We start from the raw sequence: 20522 nt of genomic DNA, 5'->3' as shown, positions 1-20522 counted from the left end.
TTTTCATACTTGTCATCAAATAGTTAATTATTTATTATTTTTTATCAAAATTATCTGTTAAATTTATTATTAAGTTGTTGCAACATTGTCTGCTCTATTCGTGAACAGTGAGGTCGTCTTCTCTAAATTTACATTACACGTACTGTTTACTGACAACCTAACATATTTTAGTCAAAAAAAGAATAGCTTTTGCACGAAACGACACAAAAACGCCATTTTTGGTCAATTTGGGGCTTTTTTGCTCATTTTGACCATGTATTTTAGAACTATTCCGTGTAATCTGTACCTTTTTTCAAACAAAGAACAAAGTGGGCTTGCCCACTTTGCGCGTCACCGCACAATTGCTTACGCAATCTTCCTCTGTGCGGTGATCGCATCCTCGCGGAGCATTTTCACATTATAGGGAACGACAAGTTTCCTATAATGTGAAAAAGTTCTCAGGTTGATATGTATCCTACAAACCGGACACATATCAACCTGAGAACTTGTATTCATGAATAATAAAACCTCAATGCACAACGAGCGTCAGAAATCTTAGAACATTTGCAAATTGACACCACTTCATTCGTGCACTCTACAGTGCTTCTACAAATCGCAGAAATGCTTCCTGTCCCTCCGGCGTATTCTTATAGATACCGGCGTGCTCCAGCACCTTTTTGAAGACAATACCGATCTCCTTCTGCAGGATCTCCTCCACATTGTCCTCCGTCACGTTATCGTACTTCGGAAGGAACTCATCTACCCAGTCGGCATGTTTCTCAATCTCTTCATTGCTGCGGATATCCTTGCCCTGTACGATATACTCCTCCAATACTGCCATTTCCTTTTTCAGACGAGCCGGCAGAACGGCAAGTCCCATTACCTCGATCAGACCGATATTCTCCTTCTTGATATGATGCAGCTCCTGATGCGGATGGAATACACCCAGCGGATACTCCTCGGTCGTGATATTGTTACGAAGCACCAGATCCATCTCATACAGTCCGTCACGCATTCTCGCGATCGGCGTGATCGTATTATGCGGCTCGCCATCGGTCTTTGCAAAGATAAATGCCGCTTCATCGGTATAGCCTCTCCATGTATCCAAAATATGGGACGCAAGAGCAACCAGACGCTCACTGTCCTTATGACGGATTCTTATGACAGACATCGGCCAGTTAACAATACCGGCTTCCACATCCTCGTAGCCCTTGATCGTAAGCTTTGTCTTGATCTGTGCTCTCTCCATCGCAAATTCATAATGACCACCCTGAAAATGCTCATGTGCCAGAATCGATCCGCCTACGATCGGCAGATCCGCATTGGAGCCAAGGAAATAATGAGGAAACTGCTTTACAAAGGATAACAGCTTACGGAATGCCGACTCATCAATCTTCATCGGCGTGTGCTTCTGATTAAATACGATGCAGTGCTCGTTATAATATACATACGGAGAATACTGAAAGCCCCATTTCTCCCCCTCGATCATGAGCGGAATAATACGGTGTGACTGTCTTGCCGGGTGATTCAGTCGTCCGGCGTAGCCCTCATTTTCCCTGCACAAAAGACATTTCGGATATGCAGACTGCTTTGCATTCTTCGCTGCCGCAATCGCCTTCGGATCCTTCTCCGGCTTTGACAGGTTGATCGTGACATCAAGTGTGCCGTACTCCGTCTCTGCCGTCCATTTCATATCTCTGGAGATCCGGTAACGTCTGATATAATCGGTATCTCTGCTGAATTTATAATAAAAATCGGTCGCCTTCTGAGGAGATACGCGGTACAGCTCCCGGAACTTTGCGATCACGACACTCGGTGCCGGAACAAGTGCGCCCATCAGCTTTGTATCAAACAGATCACGATAACCTACAGTATTCTCCTCGAGAACCCCGTTTTCATATGCCCAGTCCATAATGTCACTCAGCGTTTTCTCCAGATCCGGCACCGGACACGCATTCTCCGGCTCCTTATACTCGTCCAGCTTCAGGATCTCTAGCAGTCGGTTGATCGTGTACATCTCGTCCTCCGGCACAACAAGTCCGGTATGTAAACCATAATTCACAAGTTCCCTGATCTTTTTATTGATATCACTCATCGCTTTCTCCTCGTTTCCTCATATTCGTCTTTCTCCGGATGAAATCCCCGCCACCTGTGGCCGGAATCCCACACTACTTCTATTTTACCATGTTTCCCTCGGATTCACAACGGATGGACCATAATTTCATCTGTCAAAATAGTGTTAATAGTCGCTGATATTATTACAGATTTTCGAAAAATAACGTGATAGGCTATTATCAGAAAATTCATTGACACAGGATAAAGATTGGAGTTAGTTATGAGTATTAAAACTGATTTTCGACACACCATTGCCGCCAGCTATATCGGTTACATCACACAGGCGATCGTCAACAATTTCGCCCCGCTTCTGTTTGTGACATTTCACCGTACCTATGGGATTTCCCTTTCCCGGATCGGTCTTTTGGTGACGATCAATTTTGTCACACAGATTCTGGTGGACCTGTTCTCGGCGAAATTCACGGATCGGATCGGCTACCGCATCAATGCCGTTCTGGCACATGTTTTTGCTGCCGTCGGACTTGTGCTTCTCGGCATCCTGCCGGAGCTCACACCGGATCCGTATATCGGCATCAGCATCGCCGTCGTGATCTATGCCATCGGCGGCGGTCTGACCGAGGTGATCATCAGCCCGATCGTAGAGGCATGCCCGACGGATAAGAAGGGGGCTGCCATGAGTCTTTTGCACTCCTTCTACTGCTGGGGTTCGGTGCTGGTTGTTCTGGTCTCCACGCTTCTGTTTAACACAGTCGGCTTAAGCTCATGGAAGATCATCGCAGCCCTCTGGGCAATTATCCCTGCCTGCAATGCTGTTTATTTCTGCTTTGTACCGATCAACTCTCTTGCCGACGAGGGACGCGGCATGACGATCACGGCATTGTTAAAAGAAAAGGTATTCTGGGTACTCGCCCTTCTGATGGTCTGCAGTGGCGCATCGGAACTTGCGATGAGCCAGTGGGCATCTGCCCTTGCCGAAACAGGTCTTCATGTTTCCAAAACGGTTGGTGATCTTGCCGGTCCGTGCTTTTTCGCAATTCTGATGGGTTCCGGCAGAGTTCTTCACGCCCATGTTGCCGAGCGTTTCTCTCTGACCGGATATCTGAGTGCGTGTGCCGTGCTCTGCATGATCAGCTATCTGATCGTTACCTTCTCCCCGCTCCCGGCACTTTCTCTTGCCGCCTGCGGTGTCTGCGGTCTGTCGGTTGCAGCCATGTGGCCCGGCACCTTCAGTATCAGTTCTAAGGTCTGTCCACAGGGCGGCACCACGATCTTTGCACTTCTCGCACTTGCCGGAGATATCGGATGTTCCTCCGGACCAACCATGGTTGGTTTTATCTCCTCTGCACTGCAGGATAATTTGAAGCTCGGACTTTTGTCCGCGATCATTTTCCCGGTACTGATGCTTGCCGGACTGGCAGCCTGCCGCAAATATGAGAAATAGGCTTTCATGACAAAAAGGAGTGTCCAAAATTTAGGACACTCCTTTTTGATGGTATAGGAAAATGCATGTAATGTGGTGGAATGCCAACGAGAATTGCGAAGCAATTCTTGGAGGACAAAACGCTGGTTTTGCCCTTTTTTATAATCTCGAAGCCAAACAACTTTTGCCATCGCCGGCGCAGCCATCACGGTCTGCTTCCGGCTTCTGCATCGTATTATTTTGCTTCCATATAACGGTTCACCGCATTGACCAGTGCGTCGATTGAGGACTTGATAATATCATCATCCGTGCCGATACCCCAGTACAGCTTCTCCTGTCCGGCAGGCTTGATACCTACATAGGAGATCGCCTGTGAATCGGAACGCTTTGACAACGCATGCTCCTCGTATACATCCAATGCATAATCCAGATCAAAGTACTTCTTGATCGCATGGTTTACTGCATTGAGACGACCGTTACCATGGGAATCCACAACATTTTCCCTGCCGTCAACAACGATCGTTACCTCAGCACCGATACCGTCCTTCTGTTTGAAGTGGCACTCAGATACATCGAACTTCTTCTCAACGTCCAGATAAGTCTCCTTGAATACATCTCTCATATCCTCCGGAGAAAGCTCCGCATGACGATGATCGGAAACACTCTTCATCAGATATCCAACCTCTTCCTTCATCTTATCCGGCAGGATCAGACCGAAGCTGTTCTTTAATACATAGCTGACGCCGCCACGTCCGGACTGGCTGTTGATGCGGATAACATCGGAATCGTAAGTGCGTCCCACATCCTTTGGATCGATCGGCAGATAAGGAACCGTCCAGTATTCGCAGTTCTTCTCCTCACGATATACCATACCCTTGGAGATCGCATCCTGATGCGAACCGGAGAATGCGGTAAATACAAGCTCTCCTGCATATGGCTGTCTCATGGATACCTGCATGTTGGTCAGACGCTCGTAAGTGTCTGCGATCTCCTGCATGTTGGAAAAGTCCAGCTTTGGATCTACGCCGTGTGAGAACATATTCATTGCCATGGTAACGATATCCATGTTACCGGTACGCTCTCCATTACCAAACAATGTTCCCTCGATACGGTCTGCACCGGCAAGAACACCAAGCTCCGCTGTAGCCACACCGCAGCCACGGTCATTGTGCGGATGCAGGGAAAGTACAACGTTGTCTCTGTATTTCAAGTGCTTGCTGACATATTCGATCTGTGTTGCAAATACATGAGGCATTGCGTTCTCTACGGTAGACGGAATATTGATGATCGCCTTGGCATCTGCCTGTGGCTGCCATACATCCAGAACAGCATTGCAGACCTCAACCGCATACTCAACCTCTGTACCATGGAAGCTCTCCGGGCTGTACTCAAAACGGATATTGCCCTTTACCTCTGCTGCTAACTCCTTCAGAAGCTTTGCACCGTCAACGGCGATCTTCTTGATCTCTTCCTTGGACTTGCGGAATACCTGCTCTCTCTGTGCCACGGAAGTGGAATTATATACATGTACAACCGCATTCGGTGCTCCGTCAACCGCCTCAAAGGTCTTACGGATAATGTGTTCTCTCGCCTGTGTCAGAACCTGCACCGTAACATCATCCGGGATCAGCTTCCGATCGATCAAAGTACGCAGAAAATTATATTCTGTCTCGGATGCAGCAGGGAATCCAACCTCGATTTCCTTGAATCCGATCTTCACAAGCATCTTGAAGAACTCCACCTTCTCCTCGAGACTCATCGGCTCGATGAGTGCCTGATTACCGTCACGCAGATCAACGCTGCACCATACCGGCGGTTCTGTGATGCTGTCCTTTTTCACCCAGTCATAGGTTACCTCTGACGGCATAAAATATGTTTTCTGATACTTTTCAAATCCCTTCATGATTCTAACCCTCCATTTTGAATTAATTTTGTTCCATTTCTCACGGAGTTTTATCTGCCAAACATCCTTTCAGAAAATATTTCAGCAAATAAAAACCCGTCTCTACTCTTAGAGACGGGAGAATATTCTCACGCGGTACCACTCTTATTCATGAATATATCATGCTCTCACAGGTACAAGAAAAACAGAATCCAATACCTTTCCCCTGTAACGGTGGGAGTCCGTCCAAATCTACTATCGTTCAACCGGCAGCTCCAAGGCGAGTTCACTGTTTCACATCAACTGTTTCGCATCAACCAACAGCTTTCTGTATGAGGCTTCGACAGCTACTATTCCTCTTCTTCGCTTTTGATACCAATTACTATAACACAAACCGTTCCGCTTGGGAACCCCCAATTTGATTTTTTCTCTCATTTCCTGTAATATACTTCATTATAACAAAAGTGAAACGACATAAATATATGAGGTGAAGATATGTTTTTAGGCTTATCATGGTATTTTATTCTGATGGATTTTTATTTATACAGCTTCTTTGGCTGGATCTACGAATGTTCCTTCTGTTCTCTGAAGGAGCATAAGGTGATCAACCGCGGTTTTCTGGTCGGACCACTTCTGCCGCTCTACGGCTTTGGCGGGACGATCGTGTATGTATTCCTGCGTCCTCTGGAGCCGCACCCGTCCCTGCTGTATCTGGGCGGCATGCTTCTCGCCACGGCGATCGAGTATTTTACCTCATGGGGTATGGAGAAGCTGTTCCACGCACAGTGGTGGGATTACAGCCGGGACCCTTACAACTTTGAGGGACGCATCGCACTTGTACCGTCCATGTTCTGGGGCTTCCTTTCCCTGCTTGCGTTTGATTTTCTGCAGCCGGCAGTCTCATCGATCATCAATGCGATCCCTTACCGTACCGGCGTGATCCTTCTGATCGTCGTCACCGTGATCGCCGCCTGTGACCTGACATACACCGTAATCTCAACGATCAACTTCCGCAGCCAGCTGGAGGCTCTGTACCATTTCCGGGACGAGCTGGTGGCGCAGCTTGAGGAAGAACGCTTCAGTCCTCTGCGCCAGGCGATCTTCTCAAAGATCCACACGCAGAACGAACGTGCCGAGAACTTCCTAAAACGTCTCGAGGAACTGAAGGCAAACCATATCGGCGAGGATTCCAAGCTTGCCGATATCGAGGCTCGCTTCCGCGAATACAAGGAGCGTCATGCTGCTTTCCAGAAAAAGAATCCTTTCTTTGGCAATAAACGTATCATGCAGGCGTTCCCTACTTTGAAGTTTATCCCACAGTCTGTCCATAAAACGGGACACAAGCGGATTGCGATCCGCCTGAAGGATTTCCTGTTGCAGACTTCCGAAAATGAGCATTTCGAAAAGTAAATCTTAGTCAGACAAGCATACCGCAGTATTTCAAAAGCTCCGGCAGACCGGATCACACATTCCCCATTCTCGGGAAAGGTGATCAGCCGCCGGAGCTTTTTGGTTTCAAATTCTATTTACAGATGGAGAACTCTTTCCTTGATCTCCTGGGTTCTTCCCTGATTCCAGAACTGCGTTCCGATGTATCCGCAGGTTCGTCTTGCAACGTTCATTTTGTTCTGGTCAGTATTGCCGCAGTTCGGACATTTCCAGATCAGCTTGCCATCCTCATCGGTGACGATCCGGATCTCGCCGTTATAGCCGCATTCCTGACAGTAATCACTCTTGGTATTTAACTCTGCATACATGATATGCTCGTAAATATACTGCATCACGCTAAGTACCGCATCGATATTGTCTGTCATATTCGGCACCTCGACATAGCTGATCGCACCGCCCGGAGAAAGCTCCTGGAACTGCGCCTCAAACTTCAGCTTCTCGAATGCATCGATCGGCTCTGTCACATGTACGTGATAGCTGTTCGTAATGTAGTTCTTATCGGTCACACCCTTGATCATGCCAAACCGCTTCTGCAGACACTTGGCAAACTTATAGGTTGTGGACTCGAGCGGTGTACCGTAAAGGCTGAAGTCAATATTCTCCTCTTCCTTCCACCTCGCACATGCCGCATTCAGACGCTTCATAACCTCAAGTGCAAACGGAGTCGCACTTGGATCCGTGTGGGACTTTCCGGTCATATATCTTGTACACTCGCAAAGACCTGCATAGCCTAAGGAAATCGTAGAATAACCGCCGTACAGCAGCTTATCGATCGTCTCGCCCTTCTTCAATCTTGCCAGTGCGCCGTACTGCCAGAGGATCGGCGCCACATCGGACGGTGTTCCCTTGAGCCGGTCATGACGGCACATCAATGCCTTTTTGCAGAGTGCCATTCTCTCATCGAAGATCTCCCAGAACTTATCCATGTCTCCACCGGAGGAGCATGCAATATCCACCAGATTGACGGTGACAACGCCCTGATTAAATCTTCCGTAATACTTCGGTTTATTATTCTCATCCACATAAGGCGTGAGGAAGGAACGACAGCCCATGCATGGATAGCAGTGGCCCTCACCGTTCTTGTCAACCTTGAGCTCAAGCATCTTCTTCTCGGAAATATAATCCGGCACCATTCTCTTTGCGGTACACTCTGCGGCAAGCTTTGTCAGATACCAGTACTTACTGCCCTCTCTGACATTGTCTTCCTCCAGCACGTAGATCAGCTTCGGGAATGCCGGTGTGATATATACGCCCTTCTCATTTTTGACGCCGAGAATACGCTGTCTTAAGATCTCCTCTGTCACAAGTGCCAGATCATCACGCACCTTGCCCTCCGGCACCTCATCCAGATACATAAACACCGTAACAAACGGTGCCTGTCCGTTGGTGGTCATCAGCGTGATCACCTGATACTGAATCATCTGTACACCTTTCTTGATCTCATCAAGAACACGAAGCTCGGCAACCTTATTGATCTGCTCCTCCGTCGCATTGACGCCGGATGCCTCAAACTCCTCCCGCACGATCCGGCGGAACTTCTGACGACTCACATCGACAAACGGTGCCAGATGTGCCAGACTGATGCTCTGTCCACCATACTGGGAGCTGGCGATCTGGGCGATGCTCTGTGTCGCTATGTTACAGGCGGTTGAGAAACTCTTCGGCCGCTCAATCGCAGTCTCGCTGATCACAGTGCCGTTCTGCAGCATGTCCTCCAGATTCACAAGACAGCAGTTGTGCATATGCTGTGCAAAATAATCAGAGTCATGAAAATGAATGACTCCCTGTTCATGTGCATGAACGATATCCTCCGGTAACAGAAAACGCTTGGTGATATCCTTGCTGACCTCTCCTGCCATGTAATCCCTCTGAACACTGTTGACCGTTGGATTCTTGTTGGAATTTTCCTGCTTGACCTCCTCGTTATTGCACTCGAGAAGACTTAAGATCTGGTCATCCGTCGAATTGGACTTTCGGACGAGGGCTCTCGTATAACGATAGGTGATATACTTTCGCGCCAGTGCAAATGCACGCTTGTTCATGATCTGGTTCTCCACCATATCCTGAATCTCCTCCACGCTTGGTGAACGCCTCATCTCCAGACACATCTGCTCGACATTGTCTGAAATCTCCTGAATCTGCTGTAATGAAAGACGATCGCTTGTTGGGATCTCCTTATTGGCTTTTGTGATCGCTGCCGTGATCTTTGTGATATCAAAGACTGTTTCTGTCCCGCTTCTTTTTATAATTTTCATTCTCCTCAACCTGCCTTATCTGATAACGATATACATAAAATTGTGACCCGGTATTCCTTTCCAGGTCACAATAACAATGTTAGCATATCCAATGATACGTGTCAATATAAACATAGCAACATATTGTATTCTGCAACAGTCTAACCACAATATATAGTATAATGCCGCAAATCCCTGTATATTCGGGGCTTCGCACCATTTTCAGTCCTCTCTGCCATCCAGATCCCGCTGCAGCATCTCCAGATAATGAACAAATACCTCTCCCTGCACCCGGATACGGTAGCTCTGATCCAGCTCCTCCCGCCGGAAGCTTTTGCGTCCTCCCGCCTCTGCACGGTTCCAGAACCGCATCATATCCCGGTACGGCACATAATAATATTCATTGCAATGGCTGAAATAAATGATCAGGAATGAAATGCCATCCTGCTGTTCAAATTCGGTCATAAAATTCACCTGATGCTCATGAATATTCTGCAGCGGAAATGTATCGACCGCGCATTCCTTTGCATCAAAACAGATCGGGATTCCCTGTACATTTCCCAGATAATCCACGGTACTTTTCTGTTCAAAATACGCAAGTGTAATATGATGGTGTTCCTTGTCAAATTCCATCGGCGTGATCGGCGTTGGAATCTTCTGTACCAGTGCCAGCTTTTCTCTGCGGTACTTTTCATTGGTCATATTCAGGGATTCCTCCAGCATAGAACCTCGAAGTCCTCTGGAATTCCATGAAGCCATATTCTCTCCTGCCTTTCTTAGTGGGAAGCGGTCTTACCGGTCCGCGGCCGGCGCAAACCCCATTCTCTCGAGCACATTCTTAAATTTCGCCGGCGGCTCTGCCTGAAAGCTCCTTCCATGATAGATCTGTGGCAGAATGTCTGCATCCCCAAGCTTTAACTGCCATGCATGCAGAAGCTGGCTGCGCAGATGAAATGTTTTCTCTGCCTGTCCTCCCGGAATACCGTACTTGGTATCCCCCACTGCCGGATGACCGATACTTGCCAGATGCGCACGGATCTGGTGGGACTTTCCGGTGATCAGGTGGATCTTTAACAGCGTGTATGCTTCTCCCCCCCAGCGGACGGTCTGCAGCGCTTATATTTCGTCTCAATCTCCACTGTACCCGCCTCCGGTCTGCGAAGCACCATAACCTTATTTTTCTTTTCGTCCTTTTTCAGATAACCGTGGAGGCTCTGTTCCACCGACAGTGCTCCATGTACAAGACAGAGATAATATTTCTCCAGTGCTCTGGTGCGAAACATCTCATTCATCCACTGAAGACCGCGCACGCTTTTGCCCGCCACAACAAGACCACTGGTGTTGCGGTCAAGACGGTTGCAGATGCCGGGACGGAAGGTTTGTCCTGATGTCTGTCCCAGATAATCCCCCAGCCACTCCACAAGAGAATAATCTTTTCTGTCCGCTTTTTGGGACAGAACACCGACCGGTTTATTTAACACAAGAATATCGGAATCCTCATAGACAACCTCGATCTTCATCTGTGGCTTCTCCGGCTGTTTCGCATTCTCCTCACGGGCTGTACTCTGCTTGCGAAAGCCGTCGATCGTGTCATCGGCAAGATACAGTGTAATCTCATCCCCCTCAGCAACCTTCTCGGAACCATCTGCCTTTTTGCCGTTGAGCTTAATGTTCTTCTTGCGCAGCATTTTATAGAAAAAGCTCCGCGGAGCAAGCTGCATATATTTCGCCAGCATACGATCCAGCCTCTGTCCCTCTTCCTGGACACTTACCTTTAATACGCGCATTTATCTCTCCATTCTGATCTGCTCTCTGTTCATTGCTTTATCCGTTTTCTATACGATCAGTGACCGGATATAGGAATCTACATTTTCTGCCTCGTCCTCTGTCACCGCATGCTCCTGCATCCGCTCTGTCTCCTTACGAAACAGCTTCTCACTGGTGACGATCTGCACCTGGAAATCGCCCCACTGGTGTACTCCGTTAGTCAGATAGTTCCGGATATATTCTACGTCCTGACCACTCTTGCCGACCAGTGCGATCACATGACCGGCTCCCACAACCGCAAAATCCAGATTCATCACTTTCTCCGGAGAAGTGATCACAAGATCCGTATACAGCTTCACATCCGGCAGCCCATTTGCCTGAACGCACTCCTTTGCCTTCTCGTAGCGTTCCCTGCTCACACTGTGATATGGAAATAATACGATCAGTGCGACAAGCTGCTTCGCCCACGGAAGCACACAAAGGATCGCAAGCACCGTAAAGATATTTGCCCGCGACATTTTGTTCAGTAACAGTCCGACTCCAAAGATTGCCAATGCGATCACAATGATCGCAATTACCATAATGATCTTCCGTTTTTTCTTCTTGTTGATATACTCAAAGCTTCCTTTTTCCAGCATAATTTTCCTCCATTTTGTTTTTCTGCGATCAACGGATATAAGCTTGTCCCGTCCGCAAAACGGTACGTCGATGTCCTTGCCGGTGTTGCGCGTCTGTTTTACTGCATGCGCCAACCGGGATAATATTTGTTCTTCAAGGTACCGGAGCCATTGCCCTTGCACCAGCCCAGCGGATAACCATCCACACACACCAGCACATAGCCCTTGTCCATGCAGTCGGAAAGGATTGTTTCCCCCTTCAGATACCGCACGGCACGCTCGTCCGAGGCGGTAAGATTGATCCGCTGCACATAATCCTCCTGCCTCATTGCCAGCGCAAGCTGCGCAGACGGCTCGAACCTGCCGTTCTTGTCTGTTCCAAAGATCAGACCGCCAGACACCATCCGAAGACCTTTCATCTCATTCTGATGCAGTGCTTCGATAAGGTAGGTGTCCTTTTTCCGGGACAGATCCTTTTCTGTAAATGGTGCTGACGAAGACAGCGATTTAAAAAAGCTTTCCGGCTCCTCCTGCCCCTTCCGTCTGTCTCCCAATCCACGGTCGCGTCCATCATCCCTGCGGGAGGATTTCTTCTTTCTGCCTTTGCCTTTCTTAGCAAGGTGTTTTCCTCACGCGCTCCGTTGCCGGTCTCATCCGCAAAGGAGATGATGCACTTTCCATCCGCTCCAACACCGGTCTCTTCCGCAAAGGAGGTGATGCACTTTCCATCCGCTCCAACACCAGTCTCCTCCGCAAGCGAGGTCATGCGTTTTTCATCCGGATCTCCCGCCTTGTGCAGAAGCACTGCAAAGTGACCTTCTCCTCCGGCACGGTGCGGAAAGATACGGACGCATTTGCGTAAGCTCTCATCACCGCCGTCGATCCACTCCGGCATACCTTCTGAGTAGCCCGGACAGCGTTCCACATCACAGATCGTCATGTCCGGATGCCTGTCCAGGAAGGACTGAATCATCCCCTCATTCTCCAGCGGAGAGAATGTACAGGTAGAATATACCATATCGCCGCCTGCCGCCAGAAGACGGTATGCCTGCTCCAGGATCTGCGTCTGGATCGGCACATAATATTCCGGTCCGTGTGCAAGCCAGCTTTTAACCATGGACGGATCACGACGAAACATTCCCTCTCCGGAGCATGGTGCATCGATCAACACCTTGTCAAAAAACTCCGGCAGTGTATCTGCCAGCTTCTCCGGTGTTTCGGCAGTCACAACCGCATTCGTGGTCCCTGCCACCTGAAGATTCTTGGCAAGCGCCATTGCTCTGGAAACGCTGATATCATTCGCCACCAGAATACCGCTTCCGTCCAGCTTTGACGCAAGCTCCGTTGCCTTTCCTCCCGGTGCGGCACACAGGTCCAGAACACGGTCGCCCTTCTCCACCGGAAGCAGCTTTGCCGGGATCATGGCACTTGGCTCCTGTATATAATACAGACCGGCATAGTAATACGGGTGCTTCGACACCGCCGCACCGGTACTGTCATAATAAAAGCCCTTCGGTTCCCACGCCACAGGCTCCGATGCAAACGGACAAAGCTCTGCAAACTCCGTCAGTGATATTTTGTGCGTATTGACCCTGAGCGCCGTATGCGAGGCTCCTCCATGCTTTTTATATAGTCCTGATATTCCTCTGCAAGCAGCTCTCTCATCGTATCCTGAAACTGCTGTGGTAATGTGACTGTCATCTGTTCGTTATCCTTCCAATCTCTTTGATCAATCTAAGCTCTGCGCCCGGTAAGACTCAGACAGCACATCGAGCTGACGGTTGAAACGCTCTAACAGCGCAACATCGTCTGACTGATATACCCGGAAAAACTCATCCTGTATCTTGCCAACCTCGCGCTTATTCATCGTCCGGTAAAGGTTCTCAATATTGTTCAGTATATCACTGACAATGCTTGCCCGCCGCCTGTTGGAATTCTGTGCATCCATGATCTCATCGCGCACTGACGACATTTCCATATCAAGTGCGTCCACCGCCTTGGCAGCACGAAGCAGACGTCCTCTGACCTCGTCCGGCATGTTTTCTTTGTATTTGTACTGCAGGGAATGCTCGATAATTGCCCAGAAGTTCATGGCAAGCGTCCGGATCTGGATCTCCACCTCCAGATTCTTCGGTCCGTTGATCGTCTGCACGGTATAGTACGCGATCACATGATAGCTGCGGTAACCACTTTCTTTGCTGTTCGTAATGTAATCCTTTTCCTTTTTGATGATCACATCGCTGCGTTTGCGGATGATCTCCACTACCTTCTCGATATCCTCTACAAACTGGCAGATAATACGGATTCCTGCAATATCCTCAATCTTTTCCTCCAGCTCCTCCATCGGCACGTTTTTACGCTGACATTTCTCGAGAATACTGGATATCTTTTTGACACGTCCGCTGACCTGCACGATCGGGCAATACAGTCCTGCATTGTGATGTTCCTCGATCATATGTTCAAATTTGACCGTCAGTTCATCGACCGCCTGCCGGTACGGATCTAATATTTCCCTCCACAGTTGAATTTCCATTGCCTGTCTCATCCCCTTTTCATAGTTTCGTTTCCAGACACCGCAAAAGCCGGTATGGGTCTATTGTTTTCTCTTCTCCGTTTTTGTCATAATAAACGCCAAAATGAAGATGCACCGGGAACTTTCCCCGTGTACCCTCCTGCCCGTATCCGGTGTCCCCCATATAGCCAAGCAGGGTTCCCGCCTTGACAGTATCTCCTTTTTGAAGACCTGCTGCGTACGAATCCAGATGTGCATAATAAAAATATAAACCTCCCGGACTCCGGATACCAACCCGGTATCCTCCTAACTCGAGCCATCCCATCTGCTCGACCGTACCATCCGAAACGGATTGCACCTCTAATTCTCCGGCATCGGCATCGACCGCCATAATATCAATTCCCTCATGACGTCTGCTGCCGCCGTAGCTTCTTCCCTCTCCATATCCATCATCAAAGCCCCAGCTTTTCGACAAACTGCCGTTTTGCTGTGAACCTCCTCTTTGCCGCAAACCACCGTTTTCCTGCTGTGTGCCGCCGCTTTGCCGTGAACCACCGTTTTCCCGCTGTGTGCCTCCGTTTTGCTGCGTACTGTCACTGCTTCGCACCGGAAAGCATCTGGCGTCCTGCCAGAGCTTCGGAAACAGCGCTTCGGCATCCTGCTTCCTAAGATCCTGCATCAGCTCCTGTGCATTGTCCATCCGGCTCTGCCAGCGGTTCTGATACTCCGCACACCAAAGTCCCGCCACGATCAACAAAGCGACCAGTCCTGCTTTGATAAGGATAACATATTTTCTGATATTATGATGCCATATATTTCTCTCCATGAACACGCTCCCCTGTCAACAAGGCTCGCAGACTCAATGTATATATACGACATCCATCCCATGATTATACCTTATGCTACATATTGCGGGACTTCTCCGCACACGCCTTCATGCACTCCATGACACTGCTGCGAAATCCCTTTTCCTCGAGCTTGCACACTCCGGCAATCGTTGTTCCTGCCGGGGAACATACCATATCCTTTAACTCACCCGGATGCTTTCCGGTCTCCAATACCATTCTGGCACTTCCGAGTACAGACTGTGCCGCAAACTGATATGCCTGCGCGCGCGGCATTCCCTCTGCAACAGCTGCATCTGCCATCGCCTCAATAAACATAAAAACATATGCCGGAGAGCTTCCGCTGACCGCAACAACTGCATCCATCAGATGCTCACCAACGACCTCTGCTTTACCAAAGCCCCTGAACAGCTTGCAGACCTTCTCAGTCTCTTCTGTGCTTACCAGCTCCCCCGGGCAGAGTGCTGTCACTGCCTCCCCGACAAGTGCCGGCGTATTTGGCATAGTCCTGATCAGCTTAAGCGGCTTTCCAAAGGTATCAGCAAGCCACTGCAGCGATCTTCCGGCAACGATCGTTACGATGATCTGATCTTCACGGATCTCATCGCGAATTTCCTTAATGACCTGCTCACAGTAGATTGGCTTGATCGCAAGGATCACAATGTCTGCCTTTGCGACTTCCCTGTTGTCTAATGTGGTCTTTATTCCAAACTGCTCAGCCACTTTGTCTGCCGTCTTCTGCGTGGCAGAGGACGCAATAATATCCTCCGCCTGCAACAATCCCTTCTGAAGCATTCCTCCGATCATTGCAGTTGCCATGTTGCCTGCTCCGATAAATCCAACCTTCATATACTCTCCTTTCATTGTCCGCAAACATCGATGGTTCTGTATATTTGCAAACAAAACTGCTTGCCGGGTCGCTTCTGACCCTTGCATCCTATTGTTAATAACTACCACGGCACAATTGCCATGGCATCCATAAACTGCTGTTGAAATTCTTCCTGCTGTGCCAGCTCCACATGACCGGCATGGCTGCCGATCCATTCTGTCTGTTCAAGAAATGTCTCCGACAGAAGTGCCTGTGCAGCTCCTTTCCCGGCAGCATTCCCGGCAATCACAAGCTTCTCCGGTGCAATGTCCGGGAATAATCCTGTCAGCACAGCATTTCTCTTGGAAATGTGGCCGCCAAACACACCGGCAATATATAACGTATCTACCTGCGCCAGCGTGATCTCCTGCCGTCGTAAAAGCATCTCAATTCCCGCCTGCACCGATGCCTTGGCAAGCTGAAACTGTCTGATGTCCTTCTGGGTCAGATACACATGCTTTCCCTCCGGACTCTGATACAGCATAAAGCCTTTGTCGGTGATGCGCTCTGCAAGAAACGGTGGCAGCTTCTCCTCGCTCGGAGACTGCAAAAGATACCCATCCTGCCGTATCACATTACACTGGCGCAGAGCCGCTACTGCATCGATCAGACCGGAGCCGCAGATTCCCTTTACGAAAAGCGGTTCCCTGCCCGGTCCGGGGATCACGTCTAACAGAATGTTGCCAATCTGTCTGGCAATCTTTACACCTGCAATTGCTCCGGGTTCACCACGCATCCCCTGCTCGATCTGCGCTCCCTCAAATGCCGGTCCCGCCGGTGCCGAGCAGGTTGTGAGCCTGCCATGGCTGCTCAGTGCAATCTCTGCATTCGTACCGATATCAACAGCAAGCACATTGCCCGGCGCTTCCATGAAATTCAGTGAGCTGATCACTGCCACCGCATCCGCTCCGACATGTGCATCAATCCCGGCCGGAACGATCACCTGTGCTTCCCTCAGCCGTTTCATGCCAAGCTTACTTCCCTGGCACCGGAATATACCACGGTATGCCGGGCAAAACGGACTGCCAGACAACCCTGACGTATCCTGCCCCAGAAGGATATGACACATCGTTGTGTTGCCGACTGCCACGATCCGTTCAACCTGCTCCGGCTCGCAAAAGCCCGCACAGATCTCCTCCGCCATCTCCTCAAGCTGTTGTCTGATCAGTTTTTCCAGCTTAGCCTGCTGCCCTCTCTGGCAATGCATCAGACGCATCATCACATCTGCCCCAAGAAGTGTCTGGCTGTTCCTACGGGAAAGACCGGAAAGCCTCTGACCGGAGATAAGCTCATACAGTTCCATGACTACAGTTGTAGTCCCGACATCCACCGCCAGACCATACCGCCCTCGTTGTAACGATGCCTCCTCCGACAATGTTCCTGCCTTCTCCGGATCATGCCTGTCAGACCTTTGCCGGCCTGTTTCTTTTCTTTTTTCATGTATTTCATACGCGGCATTCCCCTTGACTGTGTCAGTGGCTGCCGCACGAATGATCTGCATATTCTCACCTCGTGTTAAGATTTGTTGCGAAGTGTTTCCGCTGTCTCCGGAATCTCCCCTTACAGCGAAAAAAACGTCACGGAAATTAATCCGTGACGATTTCTAATTCTAGATATTGTTGTGTCTACTTTGCATAATCGGTAACTCTGGATTCCCGAATCACATTAACCATAATCTGACCCGGATACTTTAATTCAGACTCTATCCGCTTGGAAATATCCCGCGCCATAAGTACCATATCATCGTCACTTACCTGACTCGGTACGACCATAACCCGCACCTCACGTCCAGCCTGAATGGCATATGATTTCTCTACGCCTTCATAGCTATTCGAAATATCCTCTAACTGTTTTAATCTGTTTGTGTAGGTCTCCAAAGTCTCACGGCGTGCTCCCGGTCTGCCCGCAGAAATAGCATCTGCAGCCTGAACGATGCATGCGATAATTGACTCCGGCTCTACATCACCATGGTGTGCTTCCACGGCATTGATAACAACCTTTGATTCTTTATACTTGCGACACAGGTCTGCACCGATCTGGATATGCGTTCCCTCAATCTCCTGATCAACTGCCTTACCTATATCATGTAACAAACCAGCTCTCTTTGCAATACGGACATTCTCACCAAGCTCTGCCGCAAGCAGACCGGATAAATGCGCCACCTCGATCGAATGCTTTAACGCATTCTGTCCATAACTGGTTCTGAACTTCATTCGTCCTAATAAACGGATCAACTCCGGATCAATGCCGTGAACACCCACCTCAAGTGTCGCAGCCTCACCTTCCTCGCGGATCATTGACTCAACTTCCTTCTGAGCCTTAATGACTGTTTCCTCAATCCGTGCAGGATGAATTCGACCATCTACTATAAGCTTCTCCAAAGCAACACGTGCTACCTCACGTCTTACTCCGTCGAATGCAGATATGATAACTGCCTCCGGTGTGTCATCAATGATCAGATCAACACCTGTAAGCTGCTCAAGAGTACGGATATTACGTCCCTCACGTCCGATGATCCGTCCCTTCATTTCATCGTTCGGCAACTGGACAACTGATATCGTGGTCTCTGCTGCATGATCAGCCGCACACCGCTGAATAGCATTGACTACATAATCCTTTGCTCTCTTGTCCGCTTCTTCCTTCGCCTTACGATCCAGTTCTTTTACAAGAACTGCTGTTTCATGTTTTACTTCTTCTTCAACAGATTTTAAAAGATATTCTTTCGCTTGTTCAGAAGTTAAGCCGGAAATTTCCTCAAGCTTATGCAGATTCTCTTCCTTTGCATGCTCTAACTCTTCCTTGAGGGCATCAAGACTTGCATCCTTTTTGTTAAGGGCTGCCTCTTTTCTTTCCAGCTGTCCTGATTTTTTATCCAGAGATTCCTCTTTCGACAATACTCGTTCTTCATATCGCTGAAGTTCTGCACGGCGTTCCTTGGATTCGCGCTCAATTTCATTCTTTGTCTTGATCGCTTCCTCCTTCGCCTCAAGCAATGCTTCGCGCTTTGTAGTCTCTGCATTCTTCAGAGCTTCATCAACAATCTGCTTCGCTCTGTCCTGTGCAGAACCAAGCTGCTGCTCCTCTGACTTAATGTAACTGTCTACAGCCACCTTTTTTGTGACAAGCGCGGTAACGATAATCCCAACCAATAGAACAACAATAGCAATAATAATATATGCTACCGGTGACATCGAAAAGGACACCTCCTTATATGATTTCGTTGTATATTTTAAGCACAATACAACGATTTAATTTTATACTTTTTGAGACAATATGTCAAGCAGATTACAGATAGCTGCGAAGTTCCTCTGCTTTGTCTGTCTGCTCCCATGGGAGGTTGAGTTCGTTTCTTCCGAAGTGTCCGTAAGCAGCGGTCTGCTTATAGATCGGACGGCGCAGATCCAGCATTTTAATGATACCAGCCGGACGAAGATCGAATTTTTCGCGGATGATCTCAACCAGCTTCTGATCGTCTAATTTACCGGTTCCAAAGGTGTCTACCATAACAGATGTCGGCTGTGCGACACCAATCGCATAGGAAAGCTGGATCTCACAGCGCTTTGCAAGTCCCGCTGCCACGATATTCTTGGCAACATATCTTGCGGCGTAGGCTGCAGAACGGTCTACCTTTGTACAATCCTTACCGGAAAATGCTCCGCCGCCGTGACGCGCATATCCACCGTAGGTGTCTACGATAATCTTACGTCCGGTGAGTCCGCTGTCTCCGTTTGGTCCACCGATAACGAAACGTCCGGTCGGATTGATAAAAACCTTGGTTGTCTCATCGATCAGCTCTGCCGGAACAATCGGGTCGATCACATATTTCTTGATGTCCTCATGAATCTGCTCCTGAGAAATCTCCTCTGCATGCTGTGTGGAAATGACAACCGCATTGACATGAACCGGCTTGTCGTTCTCATCATATTCTATGGTCACCTGACTCTTGCCGTCTGCACGAAGATAAGGCAGTGTGCCGTCCTTGCGCACGCCGGTAAGCTGCTTGGTCAGCTTGTGTGCAAGTGAAATCGCATATGGCATCAGCTCCGGGGTCTCATCGGTTGCGTAACCGAACATCATTCCCTGATCTCCCGCACCGATCGCCTCGAGCTGCTCATCGGACATATCGTTTTCTCTTGCCTCAAGTGCCTTGTCGACACCCATTGCGATATCCGGCGACTGTGAATCGAGCAGCACCTTCACGCGGCAAGTATCACAGTTAAAGCCCTTCTCATCAGCATCATAACCGATCTCACGGATCGTCTCTCTGGCAATCTTCTCGTAATCAACCTTTGCCTTCGTGGTGATCTCTCCCATGATCAGCACATAATCTGTTGTGATAGCGGTCTCACAAGCCACACGGCTCATTGGATCCTGCTCCATCAGCGCATCTAAAATTCCGTCAGAAATATTGTCACATATTTTATCCGGATGTCCCTCGGTTACTGATTCAGACGTAAATAAACGTTTCTCCATCTTGTACCTCCTAAACTTATCAATGTTTCCTGACTACTGTAATAACAAAGTTTTATAAAGTAAAAAAATCCATCAAAAAGATGGACTTGATTCACTCAACTCCTCTTATTGTTCGATTGCTCGCTCAGATTGGCACCTTCCACATATGGGGTTGCCGTGGTTTCACAGAGCCTCACTCTCCACCACTCTTAATAAGAGTTCTACTTATTTAACTAACCTTATCTATCATACACGCACTATACGCATTCGTCAAGCAGTATTTTACCGGATCATTCTGTAAATCCCCCTTGATGGCAATTTTTCATGGAACGGAGGAGCATTTCCCGGATAACGGTAAAAGAGCTGTTTTCTGCATTCACAGAAAACAGCTCTTTACTGACATTTTATTCTCAGAGGGGGG

Annotated in this window: 18 protein-coding genes, 1 riboswitch and 1 other annotated feature; of the genes, 2 read left to right on the top strand and 16 right to left on the bottom strand. The window is 48.8% G+C overall.

Going from position 1 to position 20522, the window contains the following annotated elements; all coding sequences use genetic code 11:
* Positions 1 to 574: 574 nt before the first annotated feature.
* Entirely contained in the window at positions 575 to 2074 is a 1500-nt protein-coding gene (galT, locus tag DXA20_RS11155) for a UDP-glucose--hexose-1-phosphate uridylyltransferase (RefSeq protein ID WP_118560818.1), read from the bottom strand.
* A gap of 240 nt (positions 2075 to 2314) precedes the next feature.
* Here galT and DXA20_RS11150 point away from each other — a divergent pair, with 240 nt between their 5' ends.
* Complete coding sequence (locus tag DXA20_RS11150) at positions 2315 to 3496, top strand: MFS transporter (protein WP_118560816.1); 1182 nt, start codon at positions 2315 to 2317, stop codon at positions 3494 to 3496.
* A 214-nt stretch (positions 3497 to 3710) separates the two neighbouring features.
* On the opposite strand, the gene DXA20_RS11145 is transcribed toward DXA20_RS11150, so the two are convergent.
* The gene (locus DXA20_RS11145) at positions 3711 to 5378 is read right to left on the bottom strand and encodes a 2-isopropylmalate synthase (protein ID WP_118560814.1); all 1668 of its coding nucleotides are present in this window, start codon (positions 5376 to 5378) and stop codon (positions 3711 to 3713) included.
* A gap of 107 nt (positions 5379 to 5485) precedes the next feature.
* Positions 5486 to 5730, bottom strand: a binding site (T-box leader).
* Positions 5731 to 5852: 122 nt separating this feature from the next.
* On the opposite strand from DXA20_RS11145, the gene DXA20_RS11140 reads away from it, so the two are divergent.
* Entirely contained in the window at positions 5853 to 6767 is a 915-nt protein-coding gene (locus DXA20_RS11140) for a putative ABC transporter permease (RefSeq protein ID WP_118560812.1), read from the top strand.
* Positions 6768 to 6883: 116 nt separating this feature from the next.
* On the opposite strand, the gene nrdD is transcribed toward DXA20_RS11140, so the two are convergent.
* The 14 genes from nrdD to metK form a co-directional block, all read right to left on the bottom strand.
* On the bottom strand, positions 6884 to 9061 hold the full coding sequence (nrdD, locus tag DXA20_RS11135; RefSeq protein ID WP_118560810.1) for an anaerobic ribonucleoside-triphosphate reductase: 2178 nt from the start codon (positions 9059 to 9061) through the stop codon (positions 6884 to 6886).
* A gap of 201 nt (positions 9062 to 9262) precedes the next feature.
* Positions 9263 to 9799, bottom strand: coding sequence for a Holliday junction resolvase RecU (locus tag DXA20_RS11130; RefSeq protein WP_022305997.1), 537 nt, complete (start codon positions 9797 to 9799; stop codon positions 9263 to 9265).
* 33 nt (positions 9800 to 9832) lie between these two features.
* Positions 9833 to 10042 carry a hypothetical protein gene (locus tag DXA20_RS16820; RefSeq protein ID WP_243100628.1) on the bottom strand — a complete coding sequence of 70 codons (210 nt, stop codon included), beginning with the start codon at positions 10040 to 10042 and terminating at the stop codon, positions 9833 to 9835.
* Positions 10043 to 10110: 68 nt separating this feature from the next.
* On the bottom strand, positions 10111 to 10827 hold the full coding sequence (locus DXA20_RS11125) for a pseudouridine synthase (RefSeq protein ID WP_243100627.1): 717 nt from the start codon (positions 10825 to 10827) through the stop codon (positions 10111 to 10113).
* Positions 10828 to 10875: 48 nt separating this feature from the next.
* Positions 10876 to 11445, bottom strand: coding sequence for a hypothetical protein (locus DXA20_RS11120; RefSeq protein WP_022305999.1), 570 nt, complete (start codon positions 11443 to 11445; stop codon positions 10876 to 10878).
* Positions 11446 to 11543: 98 nt separating this feature from the next.
* Positions 11544 to 11894: an RsmF rRNA methyltransferase first C-terminal domain-containing protein gene (locus DXA20_RS11115; protein ID WP_243100634.1), complete on the bottom strand. Its 351-nt coding sequence runs from the start codon at positions 11892 to 11894 to the stop codon at positions 11544 to 11546.
* The gene (locus tag DXA20_RS11110; RefSeq protein ID WP_243100633.1) at positions 11840 to 12994 is read right to left on the bottom strand and encodes an RsmB/NOP family class I SAM-dependent RNA methyltransferase; all 1155 of its coding nucleotides are present in this window, start codon (positions 12992 to 12994) and stop codon (positions 11840 to 11842) included. Before DXA20_RS11110 ends, DXA20_RS11115 begins: the two co-directional genes overlap by 55 nt.
* Positions 12991 to 13125 carry a hypothetical protein gene (locus tag DXA20_RS17195; RefSeq protein WP_279222373.1) on the bottom strand — a complete coding sequence of 45 codons (135 nt, stop codon included), beginning with the start codon at positions 13123 to 13125 and terminating at the stop codon, positions 12991 to 12993. Before DXA20_RS17195 ends, DXA20_RS11110 begins: the two co-directional genes overlap by 4 nt.
* A 28-nt stretch (positions 13126 to 13153) precedes the next feature.
* The gene (locus DXA20_RS11105; protein ID WP_022306001.1) at positions 13154 to 13957 is read right to left on the bottom strand and encodes a GTP pyrophosphokinase; all 804 of its coding nucleotides are present in this window, start codon (positions 13955 to 13957) and stop codon (positions 13154 to 13156) included.
* A 19-nt stretch (positions 13958 to 13976) separates the two neighbouring features.
* The gene (locus tag DXA20_RS11100) at positions 13977 to 14762 is read right to left on the bottom strand and encodes a M23 family metallopeptidase (protein WP_243100626.1); all 786 of its coding nucleotides are present in this window, start codon (positions 14760 to 14762) and stop codon (positions 13977 to 13979) included.
* 76 nt (positions 14763 to 14838) lie between these two features.
* Positions 14839 to 15630 carry a pyrroline-5-carboxylate reductase gene (proC, locus tag DXA20_RS11095; protein ID WP_118560806.1) on the bottom strand — a complete coding sequence of 264 codons (792 nt, stop codon included), beginning with the start codon at positions 15628 to 15630 and terminating at the stop codon, positions 14839 to 14841.
* A gap of 101 nt (positions 15631 to 15731) precedes the next feature.
* A complete protein-coding gene (locus tag DXA20_RS11090) occupies positions 15732 to 17150 on the bottom strand; it encodes an ASKHA domain-containing protein (RefSeq protein WP_118560804.1) in 1419 nt (472 codons plus the stop codon).
* A 124-nt stretch (positions 17151 to 17274) separates the two neighbouring features.
* Complete coding sequence (rny, locus tag DXA20_RS11085; RefSeq protein ID WP_022306005.1) at positions 17275 to 18840, bottom strand: ribonuclease Y; 1566 nt, start codon at positions 18838 to 18840, stop codon at positions 17275 to 17277.
* Between the two features lie 94 nt (positions 18841 to 18934).
* On the bottom strand, positions 18935 to 20122 hold the full coding sequence (gene metK / locus DXA20_RS11080; RefSeq protein WP_118560802.1) for a methionine adenosyltransferase: 1188 nt from the start codon (positions 20120 to 20122) through the stop codon (positions 18935 to 18937).
* Positions 20123 to 20224: 102 nt separating this feature from the next.
* Positions 20225 to 20320, bottom strand: a riboswitch (SAM riboswitch).
* Between the last annotated feature and the right edge of the window lie 202 nt (positions 20321 to 20522).

The sequence above is a fragment of the Roseburia sp. AM59-24XD genome (assembly GCF_003478445.1).
Classification (GTDB): domain Bacteria; phylum Bacillota; class Clostridia; order Lachnospirales; family Lachnospiraceae; genus Jutongia.
The sequence above is the reverse complement of the archived record's forward strand: the minus strand, read 5'-3'. Positions and strand labels throughout refer to the sequence as shown.